This is a genomic window from Nocardia sp. CS682 (assembly GCF_004634405.1).
GTDB classification, from domain to species: Bacteria; Actinomycetota; Actinomycetes; order Mycobacteriales; family Mycobacteriaceae; genus Nocardia; species Nocardia ninae.
Genome location: NZ_CP029710.1, coordinates 8,255,384 through 8,272,854, shown reverse-complemented (window position 1 = coordinate 8,272,854; position 17,471 = coordinate 8,255,384). Strand labels below are relative to the sequence as shown.

General features: G+C 64.9%; 14 protein-coding genes and 1 tRNA gene. 9 read left to right on the top strand and 6 right to left on the bottom strand.

Annotated elements, in window-relative coordinates; genetic code table 11:
* Window positions 1–206 precede the first annotated feature (206 nt).
* Entirely contained in the window at window positions 207–3,755 is a 3,549-nt protein-coding gene (locus DMB37_RS37415; RefSeq protein WP_135236748.1) for a DNA-directed RNA polymerase subunit beta, read from the top strand.
* Between the two features lie 130 nt (window positions 3,756–3,885).
* Here the strand turns inward: DMB37_RS37415 and DMB37_RS37410 are convergent, their stop codons facing one another.
* Together DMB37_RS37410 and dapA are read right to left on the bottom strand one after the other, a co-directional pair.
* Entirely contained in the window at window positions 3,886–5,421 is a 1,536-nt protein-coding gene (locus tag DMB37_RS37410) for a DHA2 family efflux MFS transporter permease subunit (RefSeq protein WP_135236747.1), read from the bottom strand.
* Between the two features lie 27 nt (window positions 5,422–5,448).
* Window positions 5,449–6,354, bottom strand: coding sequence for a 4-hydroxy-tetrahydrodipicolinate synthase (gene dapA / locus DMB37_RS37405; RefSeq protein ID WP_135236746.1), 906 nt, complete (start codon window positions 6,352–6,354; stop codon window positions 5,449–5,451).
* A gap of 71 nt (window positions 6,355–6,425) precedes the next feature.
* Between dapA and DMB37_RS37400 the strand changes: the two genes are divergently transcribed.
* A complete protein-coding gene (locus DMB37_RS37400; RefSeq protein WP_135236745.1) occupies window positions 6,426–7,361 on the top strand; it encodes a LysR family transcriptional regulator in 936 nt (311 codons plus the stop codon).
* On the opposite strand, the gene DMB37_RS37395 is transcribed toward DMB37_RS37400, so the two are convergent.
* The gene (locus tag DMB37_RS37395) at window positions 7,346–8,008 is read right to left on the bottom strand and encodes an EthD domain-containing protein (protein WP_135236744.1); all 663 of its coding nucleotides are present in this window, start codon (window positions 8,006–8,008) and stop codon (window positions 7,346–7,348) included. The two genes, DMB37_RS37400 and DMB37_RS37395, sit on opposite strands and share 16 nt — an antisense overlap.
* A 178-nt stretch (window positions 8,009–8,186) precedes the next feature.
* Here DMB37_RS37395 and DMB37_RS37390 point away from each other — a divergent pair, with 178 nt between their 5' ends.
* The 3 genes from DMB37_RS37390 to DMB37_RS37380 all read left to right on the top strand — a co-directional run bounded on the left by DMB37_RS37390 (window position 8,187) and on the right by DMB37_RS37380 (window position 11,334).
* Window positions 8,187–9,647: an MFS transporter gene (locus DMB37_RS37390; protein WP_135236743.1), complete on the top strand. Its 1,461-nt coding sequence runs from the start codon at window positions 8,187–8,189 to the stop codon at window positions 9,645–9,647.
* 59 nt (window positions 9,648–9,706) lie between these two features.
* Window positions 9,707–10,345: a class I SAM-dependent methyltransferase gene (locus tag DMB37_RS37385; protein WP_135238061.1), complete on the top strand. Its 639-nt coding sequence runs from the start codon at window positions 9,707–9,709 to the stop codon at window positions 10,343–10,345.
* 239 nt (window positions 10,346–10,584) lie between these two features.
* On the top strand, window positions 10,585–11,334 hold the full coding sequence (locus tag DMB37_RS37380) for a PAS and ANTAR domain-containing protein (RefSeq protein ID WP_240771904.1): 750 nt from the start codon (window positions 10,585–10,587) through the stop codon (window positions 11,332–11,334).
* A 2-nt stretch (window positions 11,335–11,336) separates the two neighbouring features.
* Here the strand turns inward: DMB37_RS37380 and DMB37_RS37375 are convergent, their stop codons facing one another.
* Window positions 11,337–12,065 carry a GAF and ANTAR domain-containing protein gene (locus tag DMB37_RS37375; RefSeq protein ID WP_135236742.1) on the bottom strand — a complete coding sequence of 243 codons (729 nt, stop codon included), beginning with the start codon at window positions 12,063–12,065 and terminating at the stop codon, window positions 11,337–11,339.
* Window positions 12,066–12,294: 229 nt separating this feature from the next.
* Here DMB37_RS37375 and DMB37_RS37370 point away from each other — a divergent pair.
* The 3 genes from DMB37_RS37370 (at window position 12,295) to DMB37_RS37360 (ending at window position 14,444) form a co-directional block, all read left to right on the top strand.
* Window positions 12,295–12,371, top strand: a tRNA-Pro gene (locus DMB37_RS37370).
* Window positions 12,372–12,776: 405 nt separating this feature from the next.
* Entirely contained in the window at window positions 12,777–13,091 is a 315-nt protein-coding gene (locus DMB37_RS41615) for an AlpA family transcriptional regulator (RefSeq protein WP_240771897.1), read from the top strand.
* A 54-nt stretch (window positions 13,092–13,145) separates the two neighbouring features.
* The gene (locus DMB37_RS37360) at window positions 13,146–14,444 is read left to right on the top strand and encodes a site-specific integrase (protein WP_135236741.1); all 1,299 of its coding nucleotides are present in this window, start codon (window positions 13,146–13,148) and stop codon (window positions 14,442–14,444) included.
* 795 nt (window positions 14,445–15,239) lie between these two features.
* On the opposite strand, the gene DMB37_RS37355 is transcribed toward DMB37_RS37360, so the two are convergent.
* Complete coding sequence (locus tag DMB37_RS37355) at window positions 15,240–15,686, bottom strand: Lsr2 family protein (RefSeq protein ID WP_135236740.1); 447 nt, start codon at window positions 15,684–15,686, stop codon at window positions 15,240–15,242.
* 266 nt (window positions 15,687–15,952) lie between these two features.
* Between DMB37_RS37355 and DMB37_RS37350 the strand changes: the two genes are divergently transcribed.
* The gene (locus DMB37_RS37350) at window positions 15,953–16,144 is read left to right on the top strand and encodes a YegP family protein (protein WP_135236739.1); all 192 of its coding nucleotides are present in this window, start codon (window positions 15,953–15,955) and stop codon (window positions 16,142–16,144) included.
* Between the two features lie 658 nt (window positions 16,145–16,802).
* Here DMB37_RS37350 and DMB37_RS37345 read toward each other — a convergent pair.
* Window positions 16,803–17,381, bottom strand: coding sequence for an RDD family protein (locus tag DMB37_RS37345; protein WP_135236738.1), 579 nt, complete (start codon window positions 17,379–17,381; stop codon window positions 16,803–16,805).
* Window positions 17,382–17,471 lie beyond the last annotated feature (90 nt).

The following is a 17,471-nucleotide window of genomic DNA, read 5'->3' as shown; positions in this document are numbered from 1 at the left end:
AAAGTCTTGACGCGGGCGACATCCCGGAGTTACTATTACCACAGAGGAAAACATTCGAAGTGGCTCTCCCATGTGCCCAATTATCGAATGCCTATTGTGCTGCCGCGAATATGCGAGTAATTTGATGCGTTGCGCTGGCTGCCTCCTGTCCGACCCCACGAACCAATCCGTTGTGATCACCACCGATACCGTGGTCCTCACTTCCTATGGTGTGCGAGTTCCGTTCGGGTAGGCGATCACACGCAATTCATCAGCATGAGGTCGTGGAAGGACGCACCGTGTCAGTCTCCCCGCACCAAGCCACCAACAACGCCCAGGTCATCGCCGGTGTCCCCGGCGCACCGAAGCGGGTGTCTTTCGCCAGAATTCGTGAGCCCCTCGACGTTCCGGGGCTGCTCGACCCCCAATTCGATTCATTCCAATGGCTGATCGGCGCGCCACAGTGGCGTGCCCGCGCCGCCGCCCGCGGCCAGGACAGCACCGCAGGCGGCCTCGAAGAGGTGCTCGCCGAACTCTCGCCGATCGAAGATTTCGCAGGCACGATGTCGCTGTCGCTGTCCGACCCTCGGTTCGAAGAGGTCAAGGCCTCCGCCGACGAGTGCAAAGACAAGGACATGACCTACGCGGCGCCGTTGTTCGTCACCGCGGAGTTCATCAACAACAACACCGGTGAGATCAAGAGCCAGACGGTCTTCATGGGAGATTTCCCGATGATGACCGACAAGGGCACGTTCATCATCAACGGCACCGAGCGCGTCGTCGTCTCCCAGCTGGTTCGTTCGCCGGGTGTCTACTTCGACCACTCTGTCGACAAGACCACCGAGAAGGACCTGCACAGCGCCCGGGTCATTCCGTCGCGTGGCGCGTGGCTGGAGTTCGACATCGACAAGCGCGACACGATCGGTGTGCGCATCGACCGCAAGCGTCGCCAGCCGGTCACCGTGCTGCTCAAGGCCTTCGGCTGGACCGTGGAGCAGATCGCCGAGCGTTTCGGGTTCTCCGAGATCATGCTGTCCACGCTGGCGAAAGACCACACGACGGGCACCGACGAGGCGCTGCTCGACATCTACCGCAAGCTGCGGCCCGGCGAACCGCCGACCAAAGAGTCGGCGCAGAACATGCTGGAAAACCTGTTCTTCAAGGAGAAGCGCTACGACCTGGCCCGCGTCGGCCGCTACAAGGTCAACAAGAAGCTCGGCCTGCACATCGACCAGATGACGCTGACCGAAACAGATCTCGTCACCATCATCGAGTACCTGGCCCGCCTGCACCGCGGCGACAAGACCATGAACTCACCCGACGGCGTCGAACTCCCGATCACCGTCGACGACATCGACCACTTCGGCAACCGTCGCCTGCGCACCGTCGGTGAACTGATCCAGAACCAGGTCCGGCTGGGCCTGTCCCGCATGGAACGTGTTGTCCGCGAACGGATGACGACCCAGGACATCGAGGCGATCACCCCGCAGACCCTGATCAATATCCGCCCGGTGAGCGCGGCGATCAAGGAGTTCTTCGGCACCTCCCAGATGTCGCAGTTCATGGACCAGAACAACCCGCTGTCCGGGCTCACCCAGAAACGCCGCCTCACGGCGCTGGGCCCGGGTGGTCTCTCGCGGGAACGGGCCAGCATCGAGGTCCGCGACATCCACTTCAGCCACTACGGCCGCATGTGCCCGATCGAAACGCCGGAAGGCCCGACCATCGGCCTGATCGGCTACCTCTCGGTGTTCGCGCGGGTCAATCCCTTCGGCTTCATCGAGACTCCGTACCGCAAGGTGGTCGACGGCCGGGCCACCGACGAGGTGGTCTACCTGACCGCCGATGAAGAGGAACGGTATATCCGCGCCCAGGCCAACTCGCCGGTCGACGCACAGGGGCGACTGGTCGAGCAGAAGGTCCTCGCGCGGCGCTTCGGCGACGAAGTCGAGTTCGTCTCCCCCGCCGAGGTCGACTACATGGATGTCTCACCGCGCCAAATGGTTTCGGTCGCGACAGCGATGATTCCGTTCCTCGAGCACGACGACGCCAACCGCGCGCTGATGGGCGCCAACATGCAGAAGCAGGCGGTGCCGCTCGTCCGTTCCGAGGCCCCGCTGGTGGGCACCGGCATGGAGCTACGCGCGGCCATCGACTCCGGCGATATGGTCGTCAACGAGAAACCCGGTGTGGTGGAGGAGGTTTCGGCCGACTACCTCACGGTGATGGCCGACGACGGCACCCGCAAGAGTTACCGCCTACGCAAGTTCGACCGGTCGAATCAGGGCAACTGCGTCAACCAGCGCCCGATCGTCGACGAGGGCGCGAGAGTCGAAGCGGGACAAGTCCTTGCCGACGGACCGTGCACCGAGAACGGTGAGATGGCGCTGGGCAAGAACCTGCTCGTCGCGATCATGCCGTGGGAAGGCCACAACTACGAGGACGCGATCATCCTGTCGCAGCGCCTCGTGGAAGAGGACGTGCTCACCTCGATCCACATCGAAGAGCACGAAGTCGATGCCCGCGACACGAAATTGGGCGCCGAGGAGATCACCCGCGATATTCCGAACATCTCCGACGACGTACTCGCCGACTTGGACGAGCGCGGCATCATCCGAATCGGTGCCGAGGTGCGTGACGGCGACATCCTCGTCGGCAAGGTCACCCCGAAGGGTGAGACCGAGCTGACCCCCGAGGAGCGGTTGCTGCGCGCGATCTTCGGTGAGAAGGCGCGCGAGGTGCGCGACACCTCGCTGAAGATGCCGCACGGACAATCCGGGAAAGTCATTGGCATCCGGGTCTTTTCGCGCGACGATGACGATGACCTGCCGCCGGGCGTGAATGAGCTGGTGCGCGTGTACGTGGCGCAGAAGCGCAAGATCCAGGACGGCGACAAGCTCGCCGGCCGCCACGGCAACAAGGGTGTTATCGGCAAGATCCTGCCGACCGAGGACATGCCGTTCATGACCGACGGCACCCCGGTCGACATCATCCTGAACACCCACGGCGTGCCGCGCCGGATGAACATCGGCCAGATCCTGGAGACCCACCTCGGCTGGATCGGCAAAACCGGTTGGGAGGTCAAGGGTGCGCCCGACTGGGCCGAAACACTGCCCGAAGAACTGCTCGCCGCACCCGCGAACAGCAATCTGGCCACGCCCGTGTTCGACGGAGCGCGGGACGAGGAGCTCACCGGACTACTCGGCTCGACCCTGCCCAATCGCGACGGCGAGGTGATGGTCGGCCCGGACGGCAAGGCCACCCTGCTCGACGGCCGCTCGGGCGAGCCGTTCCCGTACCCGGTGGCGGTCGGCTACATGTACATCCTGAAGCTGCACCACCTGGTCGACGACAAGATTCACGCCCGTTCGACCGGCCCGTACTCGATGATCACCCAGCAGCCGCTCGGTGGTAAGGCGCAGTTCGGTGGTCAGCGCTTCGGCGAAATGGAGTGCTGGGCCATGCAGGCCTACGGCGCGGCCTACACGCTGCAGGAACTGCTGACGATCAAGTCCGACGACATCGTGGGCCGGGTCAAGGTGTACGAGGCGATCGTCAAGGGCGAGAACATTCCGGAGCCGGGCATTCCGGAGTCCTTCAAGGTGCTCCTCAAGGAACTCCAGTCGCTGTGCCTCAACGTCGAGGTGCTGTCCTCGGACGGCATGGCGATCGAGATGCGCGACGGTGACGACGAGGATCTGGAGCGCGCCGCGGCGAACCTGGGCATCAATTTGTCCAGGAACGAGGCGGCGACCATCGAGGATCTGCCCGGCTGACCTCCCGCCCGCGAACACCGGGATCGAGCCGCGAGGTATCGCGGCTCGATCCCGGTCGCCGCACGCTGTGACATCCGCACGCGTGTCGGTGCGGCGAGTCGGTGGGCGGGAACCAGAAGGTGTGCGGTTGTCAGACGTGCACCGCGGCGATCGCGTCGACCGCTTCCGGGTTCTTCGGCTTGGTCCGCGGCAGGAAAAACGCCGGAACCAGCGTGAGGACGGTCAGCACCAGCGCCACGATGTAGGTGTGGCTGAATGCCGTTGCGGCCTGGCTCAATCCGGTCTCCAGCACACCCGGCGGCAGCTTGCTCGCGAACTCCGGGTTGGCGTTCGCCGCGATCGCCGGCTTGGCGAACTCCTCCTTGTTCAGGAAGTTGGTCAGCACCACCGAGATCACCGCGGTGCCGATCGAACCTGCGGTCTGGTTCACGATGTTCATCAAGGTCGAGCCGCGGGCGACCTGCTGATGGCTCAGCGTCTGAATCGCCGCGGTCATGATCGGCATCATCGTGCAGCCCATGCCCAGACCCATCACGAACAGCGCGCCGAGCATGAGCGGGTACGAGGTATCCACGCCGAGCTTGGTGAAGAACACCGTGCTGAACACGATCAGGGTGATGCCGACCAGCACGATCTTGCCCGGTCCGATCTTGTCGACCAGCCGTCCCGCGACCGGCATGGTGATCATCGCGCCCAAACCCTGTGGGATCAGTAGCAAGCCGGCCATCAGCGCCGATTCGCCGCGGATCTGCTGCAGGTAGGTCGGCAGCAGCAACGCCCCGCCGAAGAACGCGATGGCGAACAGCACCATGGTGAGCACCGCGAAGGTCAGCGCGCGGTTGCGGAACAGATGCAGATCGATCAGCGGATGCTCGGTGCGCAGCGCGTGGAAGACGAACGCCACCATGAGAATCAAGCCGATAATCGCGGGCAGCAGCACCTTCGTCGCCAGCACCGTTCCCTCACCGGGAATGGACGAGACGCCGAACAGGAACAGCGCGAGCCCGGGCGAGGCGAGCAACATGCCGAGGAAGTCGAACGACTCCGACGGCTCCGGCTTGTCCGCCGGGAACACCACCTGCGCCAAGACCAGCGAGATGACGCCGATCGGCACGTTGATCAGGAAGATCCACTGCCAGTGGAACTCGATCAACCAGCCACCGAGGATCGGTCCGCAGATCGGACCGAGCAGCATCGGCACACCGAGCACCGCCATCACCCGGCCGACCCGCTGCGGGCCCGCCGCGTGCGTCATGATCGTCATGCCGAGCGGCATCAGCATGCCGCCGCCGATGCCCTGGATCACCCGGAACGCGATGAGCGACTCGATGTTCCACGCGGTGGCGCACAGCACCGAGCCGAGGACGAAGAACGTCAGCGCCGCCATGTAGAGGCGTTTCGTGCCGAACCGATCCGCCGCCCAGCCGGTCAGCGGAATGACGGTGGCCAGCGCCAATGTGTAGCCGGTGATCGTCCACGCCGCGATGGCGTAGCTCGTCTCGAACTCGGCTTGGAAGGTAGGCAGCGCGATGTTGACGACGGTGATGTCGAGGATCGACATGATCGCGCCGAGCACGACCACGCCTGCCACCTTGAAGACCGCCGCGTCCAGTTTGTCGGCGGTCGGATCAGGCCCCGTCGCCTGAGTATCCGGAGGTTGAGTCACCGCTTCAGCGTTCCATCTCTTCGCCTCCTACACCAGCAATTTCTGCGTGGATTCGGCAGAACAAAATTCCAGCGCGGCGCAGGCGGCCGCCGTCGCGGCGGCACTCGCGGGAAGCAGCGGCAGGCGGACCGCCGGGCTGGGGATGCGCCCCTCGGCGGCCAGGACCGCCTTGATGACGGCGGGGTTGGGTTCGGCGAAGAGGGCTGCGGACAATGCGGCGAGACGGTGGCTGAGGGCGCGGGCCTCGTCCAGCGGTCCGTCGCGCCAGGCGGTCACCAGGGCGGCGAACGAGGCGGTGGCGAGTGTCGCGGAGGCGAGGATTCCGCCGGTGGCGCCGAGGGCGAGCAGCGGTGCGGCGTACAGATCGTCACCGGCGAGGACGGCGAAATCGGCTGGGCGCGTTCGCATCAGCTCGACGGTGGTGTCGTCGATGGCGCCGACGGCGTGTTTGACGCCGATGATGTTCGGCTCCGCGGCGAGCTCGCGCAAGGTGTCGGCGCCGAGGGTGCGGCCGGTCCGATACGGAATGTTGTAGACGACCAGCGGGACCGGGCTGGTGGCGACGAGGGCGCGGAAGTGGGCGAGGACGCCGGCTTCGGAGGGGCGGGTGTAGTACGGGACGACAGTGAGCGCGGCGGTGATGTGCGAGCTGAGGCCGGCGAGTGCGTCGATCGAGTCGGCCGTGCAGTTGGATCCGGCGCCGACGATCAAGGGGGCGTTGTGTTCTCGGCACGCGCGGGCGCAGATATCGACGACGAGTCGGCGCTCCGTCGCGTTCAGGGTCGCGGTCTCCGCGGTGGTGCCGAGCGCGACCAAACCGGTCGCGCCGTCGGCGAGCGCCGAATGTGCCAGGCCCGCCAGTGCGTCGGCCGCTAGCGCGCCGTCCGCGGTGAACGGGGTGACCAGGGGGACGAAGAGGCCTGCGAGCGTCATGCATATCAGCGTGACCTCGTTGAACCTTCAGGTCCAGTTCATATTTCTACATTCGAGCATAAGGTGAACTGATGCTCGATATTCGGAAGTTGCGACTGCTGCGCGAGCTGGCGCATCGCGAGACCATCGCGGCGGTCGCCGACGCGCTCGCCTACACGCCCTCGGCCGTCTCCCAGCAGCTCAGCGCGCTGGAGCGCGAAGCCGGTGTGCCGCTGCTGGAGCGGACCGGGCGGCGGGTCATGCTGACCCCGGCCGCGCGCACCCTCGTCGAGCACGCGGAGACGATCCTCGCGGTGCTCGAACAGGCCGCCGCCGACTTGGCCACCAGCCGCGCCGAACTCACCGGCACGTTGCGGATCGGCGCCTTTCCGACCGCCGTCCGAACGATCCTGTCCCCCGCGCTCGTCGCGCTGAGCCGCGATCATCCCGGGTTGGAACTGATGGTGACCGAACTGGATCCGGCGACCGCGCCCGCCGCGCTGCGCGCCGAGACGCTGGACGTCGCGCTGGTGCAGGAATACGACTATGTGCCCGTCGAGCCGGATTCGGCGCTCGATACCGAGCCGCTGCTCGAGGAAACCATCTATCTGGCAGCGCTGTCCGACGCGTCGCTGGGCGCGCATCGCGAAACCTCGTGGATCGCAGGCACTCCCGACACGTTGTGTCACACGATGACCGTGCGCGCCTGTCAGGCAGCGGGATTCACGCCGCACGTGCGGCATCATGCCGATGATTTCGGCACCGTGCTCGCGCTCGTCGCGGCGGGGCAGGGGGTGGCGCTGGTGCCGGAGCTCGGCGCGTTGACGTGCCCGGCGGAGGTCACGCTGACGCCGTTGGCGACGCGGCGGCGGACGCTGCTGGCGTATCGGCGGGGCACCGGGAACCATCCGGCTGTTCGGGCCGCCCGTTCGGCGCTCCATGCCTCGGTGGAGCGAGGCCGTGCCGCCGCAGCGAGCGGCGCGACCGTACCGGGCAGTGCCCCCGGGTCGGCTCAGCGCAGCAGGTAGCGGCTGGTCGGTACGACGTCGATGTCGCGGTCGGCGCCGAAGGCGGCCACGCTCTTCATCATTCGGTCGATCCGGCGCGTCAGTTCGGCGTTGTCACCGGCGCTGCCGTAGAACGCGTGCGGGTCGGTGAGTGCCTCGATGGGGAAGAGTTCCTCGACGATGGCGGCGATGTCGGGGGCGTCATTCGTGACGCGGTCGAGCACGAGATTCTGGACGTAGCCGAAGGTCGCCTGGGTGGTGATGGCGACTTCGGTGTGCTCGTCACGCCAGCGATGCAGCCATTCGGCGTGCGGGAGAGTGTCCGGCCGTCGGAGAAAAGCGAGATTGGCCAGACCCGGCGTTCGCCTACCGAGCGGGACCGCGGGCGGCTCGATCGGGCGCGCCTCCTCGACGTGCCAACCGGCGACCCGCTTCGCGACCTCCGCGAGAACTGCTGCGACGGAGTCCGTTTCGCGTGGTCCGGATATCCATGCGCTGACCACCGCGGCTACCGGCTCGTCGAAGGTTGTCAGCCGGAGCATGGCGTTCGCGACCTCGGCGTCGGCGATGTTCACCTGTAACGCAGTGGTTCCGGCGGCGGTCAGTCGTGCGGTCAGCTCGTCGGCGAGCAGATCGCCCGCGTCCCAGAGTGCGAACATCACCTTCATCGCGCGGCCACTTTCTGTAACAGGTTTCACTTCTGCGCAGGGTAGCTCAATCCCGTCTCGATGCGCCTGCCTGCGGGCGCTCAACGCCCTGACCTGGAGCAACGCGACCCGAACACGCGAGTGAATAGTCGCCTCTTCGCCGGGTAAACGGTCCGCATCGACCGAAGGTGGGTGGCCTGTGAAGACGATTTCGACCGACATTCCGGCGCGACTCGATCGTTTGCCGTGGTCGCGCTGGCACTGGATGGTGGTGATCGGGCTCGGGTCCGTGTGGATCCTGGATGGCCTCGAGGTCACCGTCGTCGGCAGCGTGGCGAGCCGGTTGTCCGAGCCCGGGAGCGGCCTGAACATCACGGCCGCACAGGTTTCCGGGCTCGCGGCGGCGATGTACGTCGCGGGTGCGGGCTGCGGCGCGCTGTTCTTCGGTTGGCTCACCGACAGATTCGGCCGCAAGAAGCTGTTCTTGATCACGCTTGCCGTGTATCTCATCGCGACAGCGCTTACCGCCGTGTCGTTTTCGGTGTGGTGGTTCATCCTGTTCCGCTTCCTCACCGGATTCGGCATCGGCGGCGAATACGCGGCGATCAACTCCGCGATCGACGAGCTCATCCCGCGCAAATATCGCGGACGCATCGACATCGTGATCAACGGGACGTTCTGGCTCGGCGCCGTCGGCGGCTCACTACTGTCCGTCGTCGCGTTGAATACCAACCTGTTCCCGGCGAACATCGGCTGGCGCTTGACCTTTGCGCTGGGCGCCGTGTTCGGGCTGGTCATTCTGGTGGTGCGCCGTCACGTACCGGAGAGTCCTCGTTGGATGTTCATCCATGAGCGAGAGGACGCGGCCGAGCGAACCGTAGTCGATATCGAAAAGCAAGTGCGTGCCGACACCGGTCGCGAACTGGAAGATGTGTCGGATCAGCGGATCGAGATCCAGCAGCGGCGCACCATCAGCTTCCGCGAGATCGCCGCGGTGATGGTGCGGCACTATCCGCGGCGCAGCGTGCTCGGGCTCGCGCTGTTCATCGGGCAGGCGTTTCTGTACAACGCCATCACCTTCAATTACGCGCTCATCCTGTCGAAGTCGTTTCATGTGGCCGACGATCGGGTCGGCTACTACTTCGCCGTGATCTGCTTCGGCAACTTCCTCGGGCCGCTGCTGCTCGGCAGGCTGTTCGACACGATCGGGCGCAAGCCGATGATCACGGGCTGCTACGTCGGCTCGGCGGTTCTATTGTTCGGCACCGCATGGCTTTTCCAGGCGGGCGTATTGTCGGCGGTTACCCTGACCGCGTGCTGGACGGCGGTGCTGTTCGTCGCATCCTGTGGCGCCAGCGCGGCGTATCTGACGGTGAGCGAGATCTTTCCGATGGAGACGCGGGCTATGGCCATCGCGTTCTTCTACGCGATCGGCACCGTCGCGGGTGGTGTGGCCGGGCCGCTGGTGTTCTCCAAGCTGGCCGCCGAGGGTGACCCCGGTAAGACCGCGCTCGCCTTCGCCATCGGCGCCACCGCGATGTTCGCCGCCGGGTTGGTCGAGCTGGCTTACGGCGTACGGGCAGAGGGTCGTTCGCTCGAGGACATCGCGAAACCCTTGAGCGCCACCGCCGCATCCGGCAGCTCGACCAAGGCTTCCTAAATTGTCTCAGACAATTTAGGATCGAGACCAGTTACCCAGAAGGGACGCTCATGTCAGCCATGCCGCACGCACCGGCCCGGGCCTTCAACAGTCTCGTCACCTTCAGCTGGAATCGACTTGCCCGGGTCTACAACGCGCCCCTGGTGCAGCGCGTCGCCTACCAGCCGCCGCAGGACGAGATCATCGACCAGCTGCGGCAGGCCGGGATCCGCCGGATTGCCGATGTCGGCTGCGGCACCGGCATTCTCGCGTCGCGGATCCAGCAGAAGCTGGCGCCCGAGGTGGTGTACGGCTGCGACGCCTCCGTCGGCATGCTCCGGCAGGCGAAAGCTCGCAACCGCGAGGTGAATTGGCTCAATCGGCAGGCCGAGGACCTCGGCCTGCCGGACGGGGCGGTCGACGCCGTCGTCTCCACCCACGCCTTCCACTTCTTCGACCACGCCGCGGCACTCGCGGAGTTCCACCGGATTCTCTCGCCCGGCGGGCTACTCGCCATCGTCCTCAACAACCCCCGCAGCCGCTTCGCCCGATTGTTGCAGCCGCAGCCGATTCAGAATGTCGCATACTTCCCGTCGCCCGCCGAGATGCGACTGCAGGTGGAATCCGCGGGCTTCCGAGTCACCGGGCAGCGCAAGGTGCGCAGGCCGCTCCCGGACGCGCTGGTGCCGGATGTGCTGACCGTCGCCAGGCGGGTTTGACCGGAGAATCGCTGTGCCACAACCGGGCTCGGCACCGCACCAGCGGGCCCGAACGGCTCGCCGGTACCGCTGCCCCGAGGTCACGCCACATTTGCTGGACCGAGCGGCTGCGCGATGCGCCTCCCCGACGAGCTGTCGGTGCGCCGGGGTAACCTAATCGACCGGAACGCGCTGCCCCAGCCCCTGTCAGCCGACCGTTTCAGGTACCGACATCGGTCGAGTTGGAGAGGGGCAGGTTGTTGGATCAGTCTGTTGATGTTCCGGAAGTCACGCCGGAGGGCGGCGACATTCCAGCCGAGGGCTCGGCCCGGATGCTGGTGGACTTCGGCGTCATCGGGTCCGAGACGGTGCGACCGGTCGAGGAGGTGCTCGGCGCGGGCAGCGCACAGCATGCGGGAACGTTCCGCTTCTGGCTCGCCGACCAGCGTTGGGAATGGTCCGACGAGGTCACGCTCATCCACGGCTACGAACCAGGAGCGGTGCGCCCGTCCACCGAACTCCTGCTGTCCCACAAGCACCCCGAGGACCGCGAACAGGTAGCGAACACCATCGCCCGCACCCTCGAAACCGGTGAACCGTTCTGCAGCAGGCACCGCATCATCGACACCACGGGCGGCGTGCACCATGTCCTCGTCGTCGGCGACGACATGGTCGACGACGACGGCGACGTGATCGGCACCTCCGGGTACTACATCGACATCACCAACACGCTCGAAGAAGACCGCAGGCAGACCCTCAACGGTGCGCTACCCGAGCTGTACACCGCGCGGGCCGCCATCGAGCAGGCCAAAGGCGTCCTGATGCTCATCTACGGCATCACCGCCGACCAGGCATTCCGGGTGCTCACCTGGCGATCCCAGGAGACCGGCACCAAGCTGCGCACGCTGGCCACCCAGCTCGTCTCCGAGGTCAGCACGCTGGACGGGCAGATGGTCGAGCTGCGCACCCGCTTCGACCATCTGCTGCTCACCGTGCACGAACGGCTGTGAACTCAGGGCCGGCGGTCCAGGATCTTGCTCACGTCGATAGTGCGGTCGACCACAGCGCGCGCAAGATCCGGTAGCCGGCAGCGGGTACTGCGGGCATATCCGCGCAACGCGTCGAACGCCGTCTCCGGATCCAGGTCGCCGTGCGCGGCCAGAATCCCCTTCGCCTGCTCGATCACCACCCGGCTCTGCAGCGCCGACTGCAACTGCCCGTTGACCGTCTTGTGGCCCGCCAGCAGCCGGGCCTGCAAAATCGCGATACTCGCGATATCCGCCAGCGCCTGCCCCACCAGCAGATCGTCCTCCGTCATGTGCCCCTCGCCGGTACTGAACAGATTCAGCGCCCCCACCCGGTCCGCCCGCAACCGCAGCGGCAGCGCATACACCGACTGAAAACCTTCCAGCAGAGCCTGTTTCGCGAACGCGGGCCACCGGTCGCGCGCCTCCTCCAGATCCTCGACGATGACCTGCTCGCTGTCGCGATACGACTGCACACACGGCCCGTCCTGCGCCTGGATCTGCAACAACTCCAGCCACCGAGTCGCCTCGCTGGTCGACGCCAGCACTTTCAGCTCCCCGTCCTCCCCCGCCAACAGCACGGCCGCAGTATCCACCGGTAGCAGGTCGACAGCCCGATCCAGCAGCTCCTGCACCACGTCCACCGGGTCGTACTCCTCCACCAGCGAGTCCGCCAACTGCACAAACGCCTCGACCAGCCGCCGCTCCCGACTCATACCCTCCCTCTCCTTCCGGTCCGCCGAACCGCACGGCCCCATTAGTACTGTGCGGAATGCCCCCACTGCTCGCCGCCAATCCGCCTCCCTCCCCCGTTCTCCGTCACACCCCATGCGCCCGACCAGGTTTCAGCCCCCACTCACCCGGTCGCCACGCCGCTCACCAGGCGATTCGCTAGCCTGGGGGTACCTGAGGTAATCTCTTCGAGCGCCCAGCAATGGGCGCGGACGGGCTGTGGCGCAGCTTGGTAGCGCACCTGACTGGGGGTCAGGTGGTCGCAGGTTCAAATCCTGTCAGCCCGACCAGGTCAGAGGTGGTTTCCACCTCTGACTTGAGTCATTTTGTGGACCAATTGTGGACCAGGGAGCAAACCCCGGGCACAACGGGTCTGGCAGGCACAGAGGTAGTCAACGGGTTCTCCGCCCAGGTCAAGCGGTCTTCTAGGTGTGCCCTACGCAGGCGTGGTCATCCCGGAGCGTGCCATCGGCGGCTGGTCCCGCCGAGGGTGCTCGACGGTTGCCCGCAGCCGAGTCCGCGGCTTACCCTTCTAGAGCACCCCATTTGTCGGGGTTTCCCGGTACCCGCCGTAGCGGAGCCGGACGTAGCGCCAGTCGGCAGATCTCAGATCGGCTGCGGGTTTACCGCGTCAGTGGCGATGAGCCCGGCACTGCGAGGCCCGCTCCGGAATCGCCGAGCATGGCTGGCATCCGATGACGCTCGACATCACGCTCTACCCGAATGTGCTGTTGCCGTTCGGTGTCGGTGCGGTGTCGGGTCCGAGGACAAGGGGGTCCGCCATGCAGCATTCGGACCACGCCCGGTTGGGCTTGTTGAACCAGCGGATGTACACGACCGGAGAAGTCGCCGAGATCCTCGGAGTGGACACCTCAACACTGCGTCGGTGGCGCCGCGGATGTCCTGTCGAGGGACCGGGATTCGTGCGGATATCCGAACGCGTCGCGAAATACCCGCAGAGCGACCTCGAAGCCTATTTAGAAGCACGCCACATCACACCCGCCGCGTGAGCAACCAGCACGCCGCTCCCCGACCATCACGGTTCGGCGTGGAGGTGCGCCGCCATGTCTGATGCCGTGCAGGTTCCGCTCGGGATCAAGCTGACCGTCGACATCGAGAAGCTCGAACGCCGAAGGTCGGGCAACCCGTTCCGAGCCCGGGTGCGCTGGACCAATCCGCTGACCAAGCAACGCGACTCCAAATCCGAGGTGTTCGAAACCGAAGACCTCGCCCAGGACTGGATCGCTCGGATGAAGGAGCTCGCTCGCCGCGGCTTGGACCCGATCAGCGCGAACGTTACGCTGCTCGACTACGGCGAAGCCAACATGTCCTTGGCACTGTCCGGGCTGGAGCCGAAGACCACCGACCCGTACCTGTGTGGCTGGCGCAAGCGGGTGAAACCGACCCTCGGCCACCTGCTCGTGCCGACCATCACCAACGGGATCGTCGACCGCGCCGTTGTTCAATGGATCGAAGAAGACGGCTGTAGCAAGTCCACCATCAAAAACACCATCGCGGTCCTGGTCCGCCTGATGGAGCAAGCCAAACGAGACGGCCTGCTCGACCTCAACCCCGCCCGCGTGCGCGGCTGGCAAGCCCTCTACAAACAGATCGAAGACGAACTCGAAGACCCACGCGCACTTGCCCTCCCGAACTGGCAGGCCCTCCTCGAGCTGTGCGACGCCCTCGTAGCCGCCTCCTACGAGAACTATCGCGGCTGGGGTCACGTCGTCATGTTCGCCGCCTGCACCGCCGCACGCATCGGCGAAATCTCCGGCTGCCGCGTCCGCGACATCGACACCACAACCTGGATATGGACCGTCCGCAGACAAACCACTCCCGGCCCCGGCGGACTCACCGACAAAGGCACCAAAGGCAACCGCGCCCGCTACGTCCCCATCATCGAACAGATCCAACCACTCGTCACCGAACTCATTGCCCGACATCCCCACAACCCCGACGCACGACTGTTCACCGGGCCACGAGGCGGACGAATCACCACCGCCGGACTCCGAGACCGCACCCACTGGGACCAAGTGGTCGCCCAACTCGGATACCAACACCTCGTCCGCCACACCCTGCGCCACACCGGACTCACCTGGTACGCCGACGCTGGAGTACCCCTGCACCGCCTGCAACAAATCGCCGGCCACGCAGACTCACGAGTCACCGAACGCTACATCCGCCCCGACCACACAAACCTCACCGAGGACGGACAACTGCTGTGTAAACACCTCTACGATGGCGGCATCAATCAAACTGACCCACCGACCGCTGCTCTCGCTGTCCCGCAAAATATTCCGTCAGCACAGTCAGCTCTCCCATCCAATGTTCTCCCATTCCGCCGCCGTTCGGCGAACTAGTGCCTGCCTGCCTTCCTATCAATCGGCTCGACATCCTGCGATCTCCCGGTCACGGCAGTACGGCATCCGAACCAGGCAGCCTCCCAGCAACACCGGGCGCCCCTTCGCAGCGACGTCGACCTACCCGTCAGGCAACTCGATTTCCCTCTCTTGTGCTGATGTCTAGGACGACGGATGCATCGCAAGCTGCCCGATGGTCCAGCAGCTCATAGTTCAATGCGCATATCTAGGTATATGAATACCTTTCGCTACCTAGGATCATCCGTGCCGTCTGGCTGCGAGCCTTCACGACTCTCCTCCAGTGCGAGGCCGTACAGACTGCAACTGGTCTGCACACGGCCACAGGCTCATCGGTCCAGACCGACGTCGACCTAGCCGACGCTCCCTACTGCGGGTTCTCGTGGGCGTAGCGGTCATGTCCGCAGGGGGACACGAACACAACGCCCACGTACTCCACCGGCAGATATCGCTGGAGATTGGGTCCTAGCGGCAGTACCGCCACCCACCACGCAGCGACCGAACTTTATCCGATGCAGGTCGTTGCCGGGTGACGTTGCGGTCCATCTGCCGACCTGTTGAGTTGCCGTAGGTCCACCCTCACGTGGATAGAACGCCACCATGGCTACGCAGTCGTCGCGCCCGACACACGGAAACGGAGAGCCACAGCGGACAAACGCCACGTACATCCGCGCAAGCGTCACGGAAGCCGCCGAACGCTCACTACACCCGCCGAAGCGCATCACTCGCCCGCGGCCTCTAAACGTCAGTTCGGCTGCGCCCGGGCAGCCCGCACCTTTAGGAGCGGGTCTTGGCGGCTTTCTTAGCCTCCTTCTTCGCGCGCTTCTTGGTGGGTTCAACGAATGCTGGAACAGCTGGCTTGCTTCGAGATGGCGCCGCTCCTTGTGGAGCCGCCTGCGCTGCCCGATACGCAGCAACGACGTCGGAAGGGATCCGGCCGCGGCTGGACACGCGGTGGCCGTTCTCGTTTGCCCATGTACGGATGGCTGCGACCTCGCTTGTGCCTGATGTGGTCCGGGTGCGGGAGTTGCCCGATCGAGAACTGGCCCGGCCGGTCTTCCGTGCTTTGTCGACCCATGGATCGACAGCGGCCCGAAGTTTGTTGGCGTTCGCATATGAGAGGTCGATTTCGTAGAGGCGACCATCGAAGCCGAACAGTACTGTTTCATCGGCTTCGGAGCCGTCCACGTCGTCGATTAACGCTTCGATGATGTGCCTTGCCATTCTGAATCCCTTCGAGCAGCGCGGACCGAGTAGACGACGACGTTAGCACTGGCACCCTGTATGACTTCGCCTTGCCTGCCGCCATGCCCCGGTCCTGCACCTTCCCAGGCTAAAGCGGTGGACATGCTTTAATCTCGCGACGTGGCGCATCGCCTGCCGATTACCGACAGACGACCCGGCTCGCTTTTTCGCGACGCACGGTCCTCGATGCTCTATCGTCACAAGGTCAGGTGTTATCCAGATCAATCAGAGCTGAGGTAACTAATATGGCTGCAACGTTCGAGATCTACAAGGACAAGTCCGACAAGTACAGGTTCCGGCTCAAGGCCGCCAATGGCGAAATCATTGCTGTCGGCGAAGCGTACGAGTCCAAAGCCGCGTGTAAGAACGGCATCGAGTCGATCAAGAAGAACGCTCCAGCCGCCGAGATCGTGGACCAGTCAATGGCCAAGGTCTAGCGAAGTCATGCCCGCGAGCTCGGTTCGGCACTTGGTGCCGGACCGAGCCAGCACCGGAGCGAGTGGATATCAACATTGGGCCCTAATGGGAAACCCGCACTCCGCCACGAAGCTCGACGCTCGGCACCGAAGGCGACGCGGAGTTGTGAAGATAGCGCCGCTATCGTGCTGCGGCCGTCGGCCATCATCTGCGAAACCACCACTAAGGCGATCGACCGCGATACCCGCCCGCTTCCAGCCGCCGATGCGCCGCTGGGCAATGTGGCGAGTCGGCGCTCGGCTCGCTGACGTCGCGCCCAAGGTCGGCCGCATGCTCAACGAAATTCACCGGCCCTTCGTGGACGAACCGGCCCAACCGAGCGCGGCGTCCAGTGGACCTGCCCCTTCGTCCACGACAACCTTCGCGACACCGCGAAACTTGCCACCTTGCGTGACCAATCCCAATCCGGGCAGCTGATCTTGCGGGTAGCGGCAACTTTCACTCCCGCCCAAGCCACTGACACACACCGGCTGCTCGAAGCAGGCGGCGTCCGCATACGCCCGGTCCGCCTTCTGACGACAAGCAGATTCGCGCCTTCACTCGATCCGGCAAGGTGCAATGAACGAAGCCCTCGTGGTTCGCGGCGACTCATGCTGTGTGAAGCTCACAGGCGTTTGCTCATGTCCACCCGGACCGGCAGCACCATCGGGATATCGCGCTCCAATCGATCTTCCGCTTGGCCGCGCGCACCACACGGCTGCCAGCTGACAGATCGTGCAGGGTTCGACGCTTTCCAGCAGGAATGGCCGCGAGCACGAAAATTCCGACAAGAGAAAGCATCCCGATAATGGCAATCCCGTTGAGAATCGCCGACTCGGGACTCGCCCCGGACAGAGACATGAAGACAAACGGCAGGAAGATCATCAGCATGCGGGTGGCAGCCGGCCACGGCTCCAACCTGGGCCGAGCCCACTCACCAGCAGGTACGACGCGCAGACCCAGGAGTCCCTTACCGAGAGTCTGACCATCGCGGCGAATCAGCAGAAAGACCTCCAACCCGACGTAAGCGAGGAAATAGCAAAACCATCCGCCGATTCCGAAGACCACACCCTTGTGAGCTTCGCCCGTCATCAAAACAACTGGGACCAACAGAATCCCCACCGGTATCGCAACCACGAACGTGAGTAGCAAACAGAACGCAAGGTCGAGAATCCTTGCGGCGAGCCGCCTCGGAAACGGGGCGGATTCGTGGTGCATATGACCTCGTCCTGAATGGTTCGTTGATACCGGACTGCCGGGCGGTCGAGCTGATGGTCATGTATCCCAACACTTTTCGCTGACCAGTCT

What these genes read in the sequence shown, in the direction of transcription:
- DMB37_RS37395 (WP_135236744.1), bottom strand. Translation starts at nt 8,008, where the DNA reads ATGAAGGTGATGTTCGCACTCTGGGACGCGGGCGATCTGCTCGCCGAC.
- DMB37_RS37360 (WP_135236741.1), top strand. Translation starts at nt 13,146, where the DNA reads ATGTCTGATGCCGTGCAGGTTCCGCTCGGGATCAAGCTGACCGTCGAC.
- dapA (WP_135236746.1), bottom strand. Translation starts at nt 6,354, where the DNA reads ATGACGCTCGCAGGCCTCTTCGTCCCCCTGGTCACCCCGTTCACCGCG.
- DMB37_RS37415 (WP_135236748.1), top strand. Translation starts at nt 207, where the DNA reads ATGGTGTGCGAGTTCCGTTCGGGTAGGCGATCACACGCAATTCATCAG.
- DMB37_RS37345 (WP_135236738.1), bottom strand. Translation starts at nt 17,381, where the DNA reads ATGCACCACGAATCCGCCCCGTTTCCGAGGCGGCTCGCCGCAAGGATT.
- DMB37_RS37400 (WP_135236745.1), top strand. Translation starts at nt 6,426, where the DNA reads ATGCTCGATATTCGGAAGTTGCGACTGCTGCGCGAGCTGGCGCATCGC.
- DMB37_RS37350 (WP_135236739.1), top strand. Translation starts at nt 15,953, where the DNA reads ATGGCTGCAACGTTCGAGATCTACAAGGACAAGTCCGACAAGTACAGG.
- DMB37_RS37385 (WP_135238061.1), top strand. Translation starts at nt 9,707, where the DNA reads ATGCCGCACGCACCGGCCCGGGCCTTCAACAGTCTCGTCACCTTCAGC.
- DMB37_RS41615 (WP_240771897.1), top strand. Translation starts at nt 12,777, where the DNA reads ATGACGCTCGACATCACGCTCTACCCGAATGTGCTGTTGCCGTTCGGT.
- DMB37_RS37375 (WP_135236742.1), bottom strand. Translation starts at nt 12,065, where the DNA reads ATGAGTCGGGAGCGGCGGCTGGTCGAGGCGTTTGTGCAGTTGGCGGAC.
- DMB37_RS37355 (WP_135236740.1), bottom strand. Translation starts at nt 15,686, where the DNA reads ATGGCAAGGCACATCATCGAAGCGTTAATCGACGACGTGGACGGCTCC.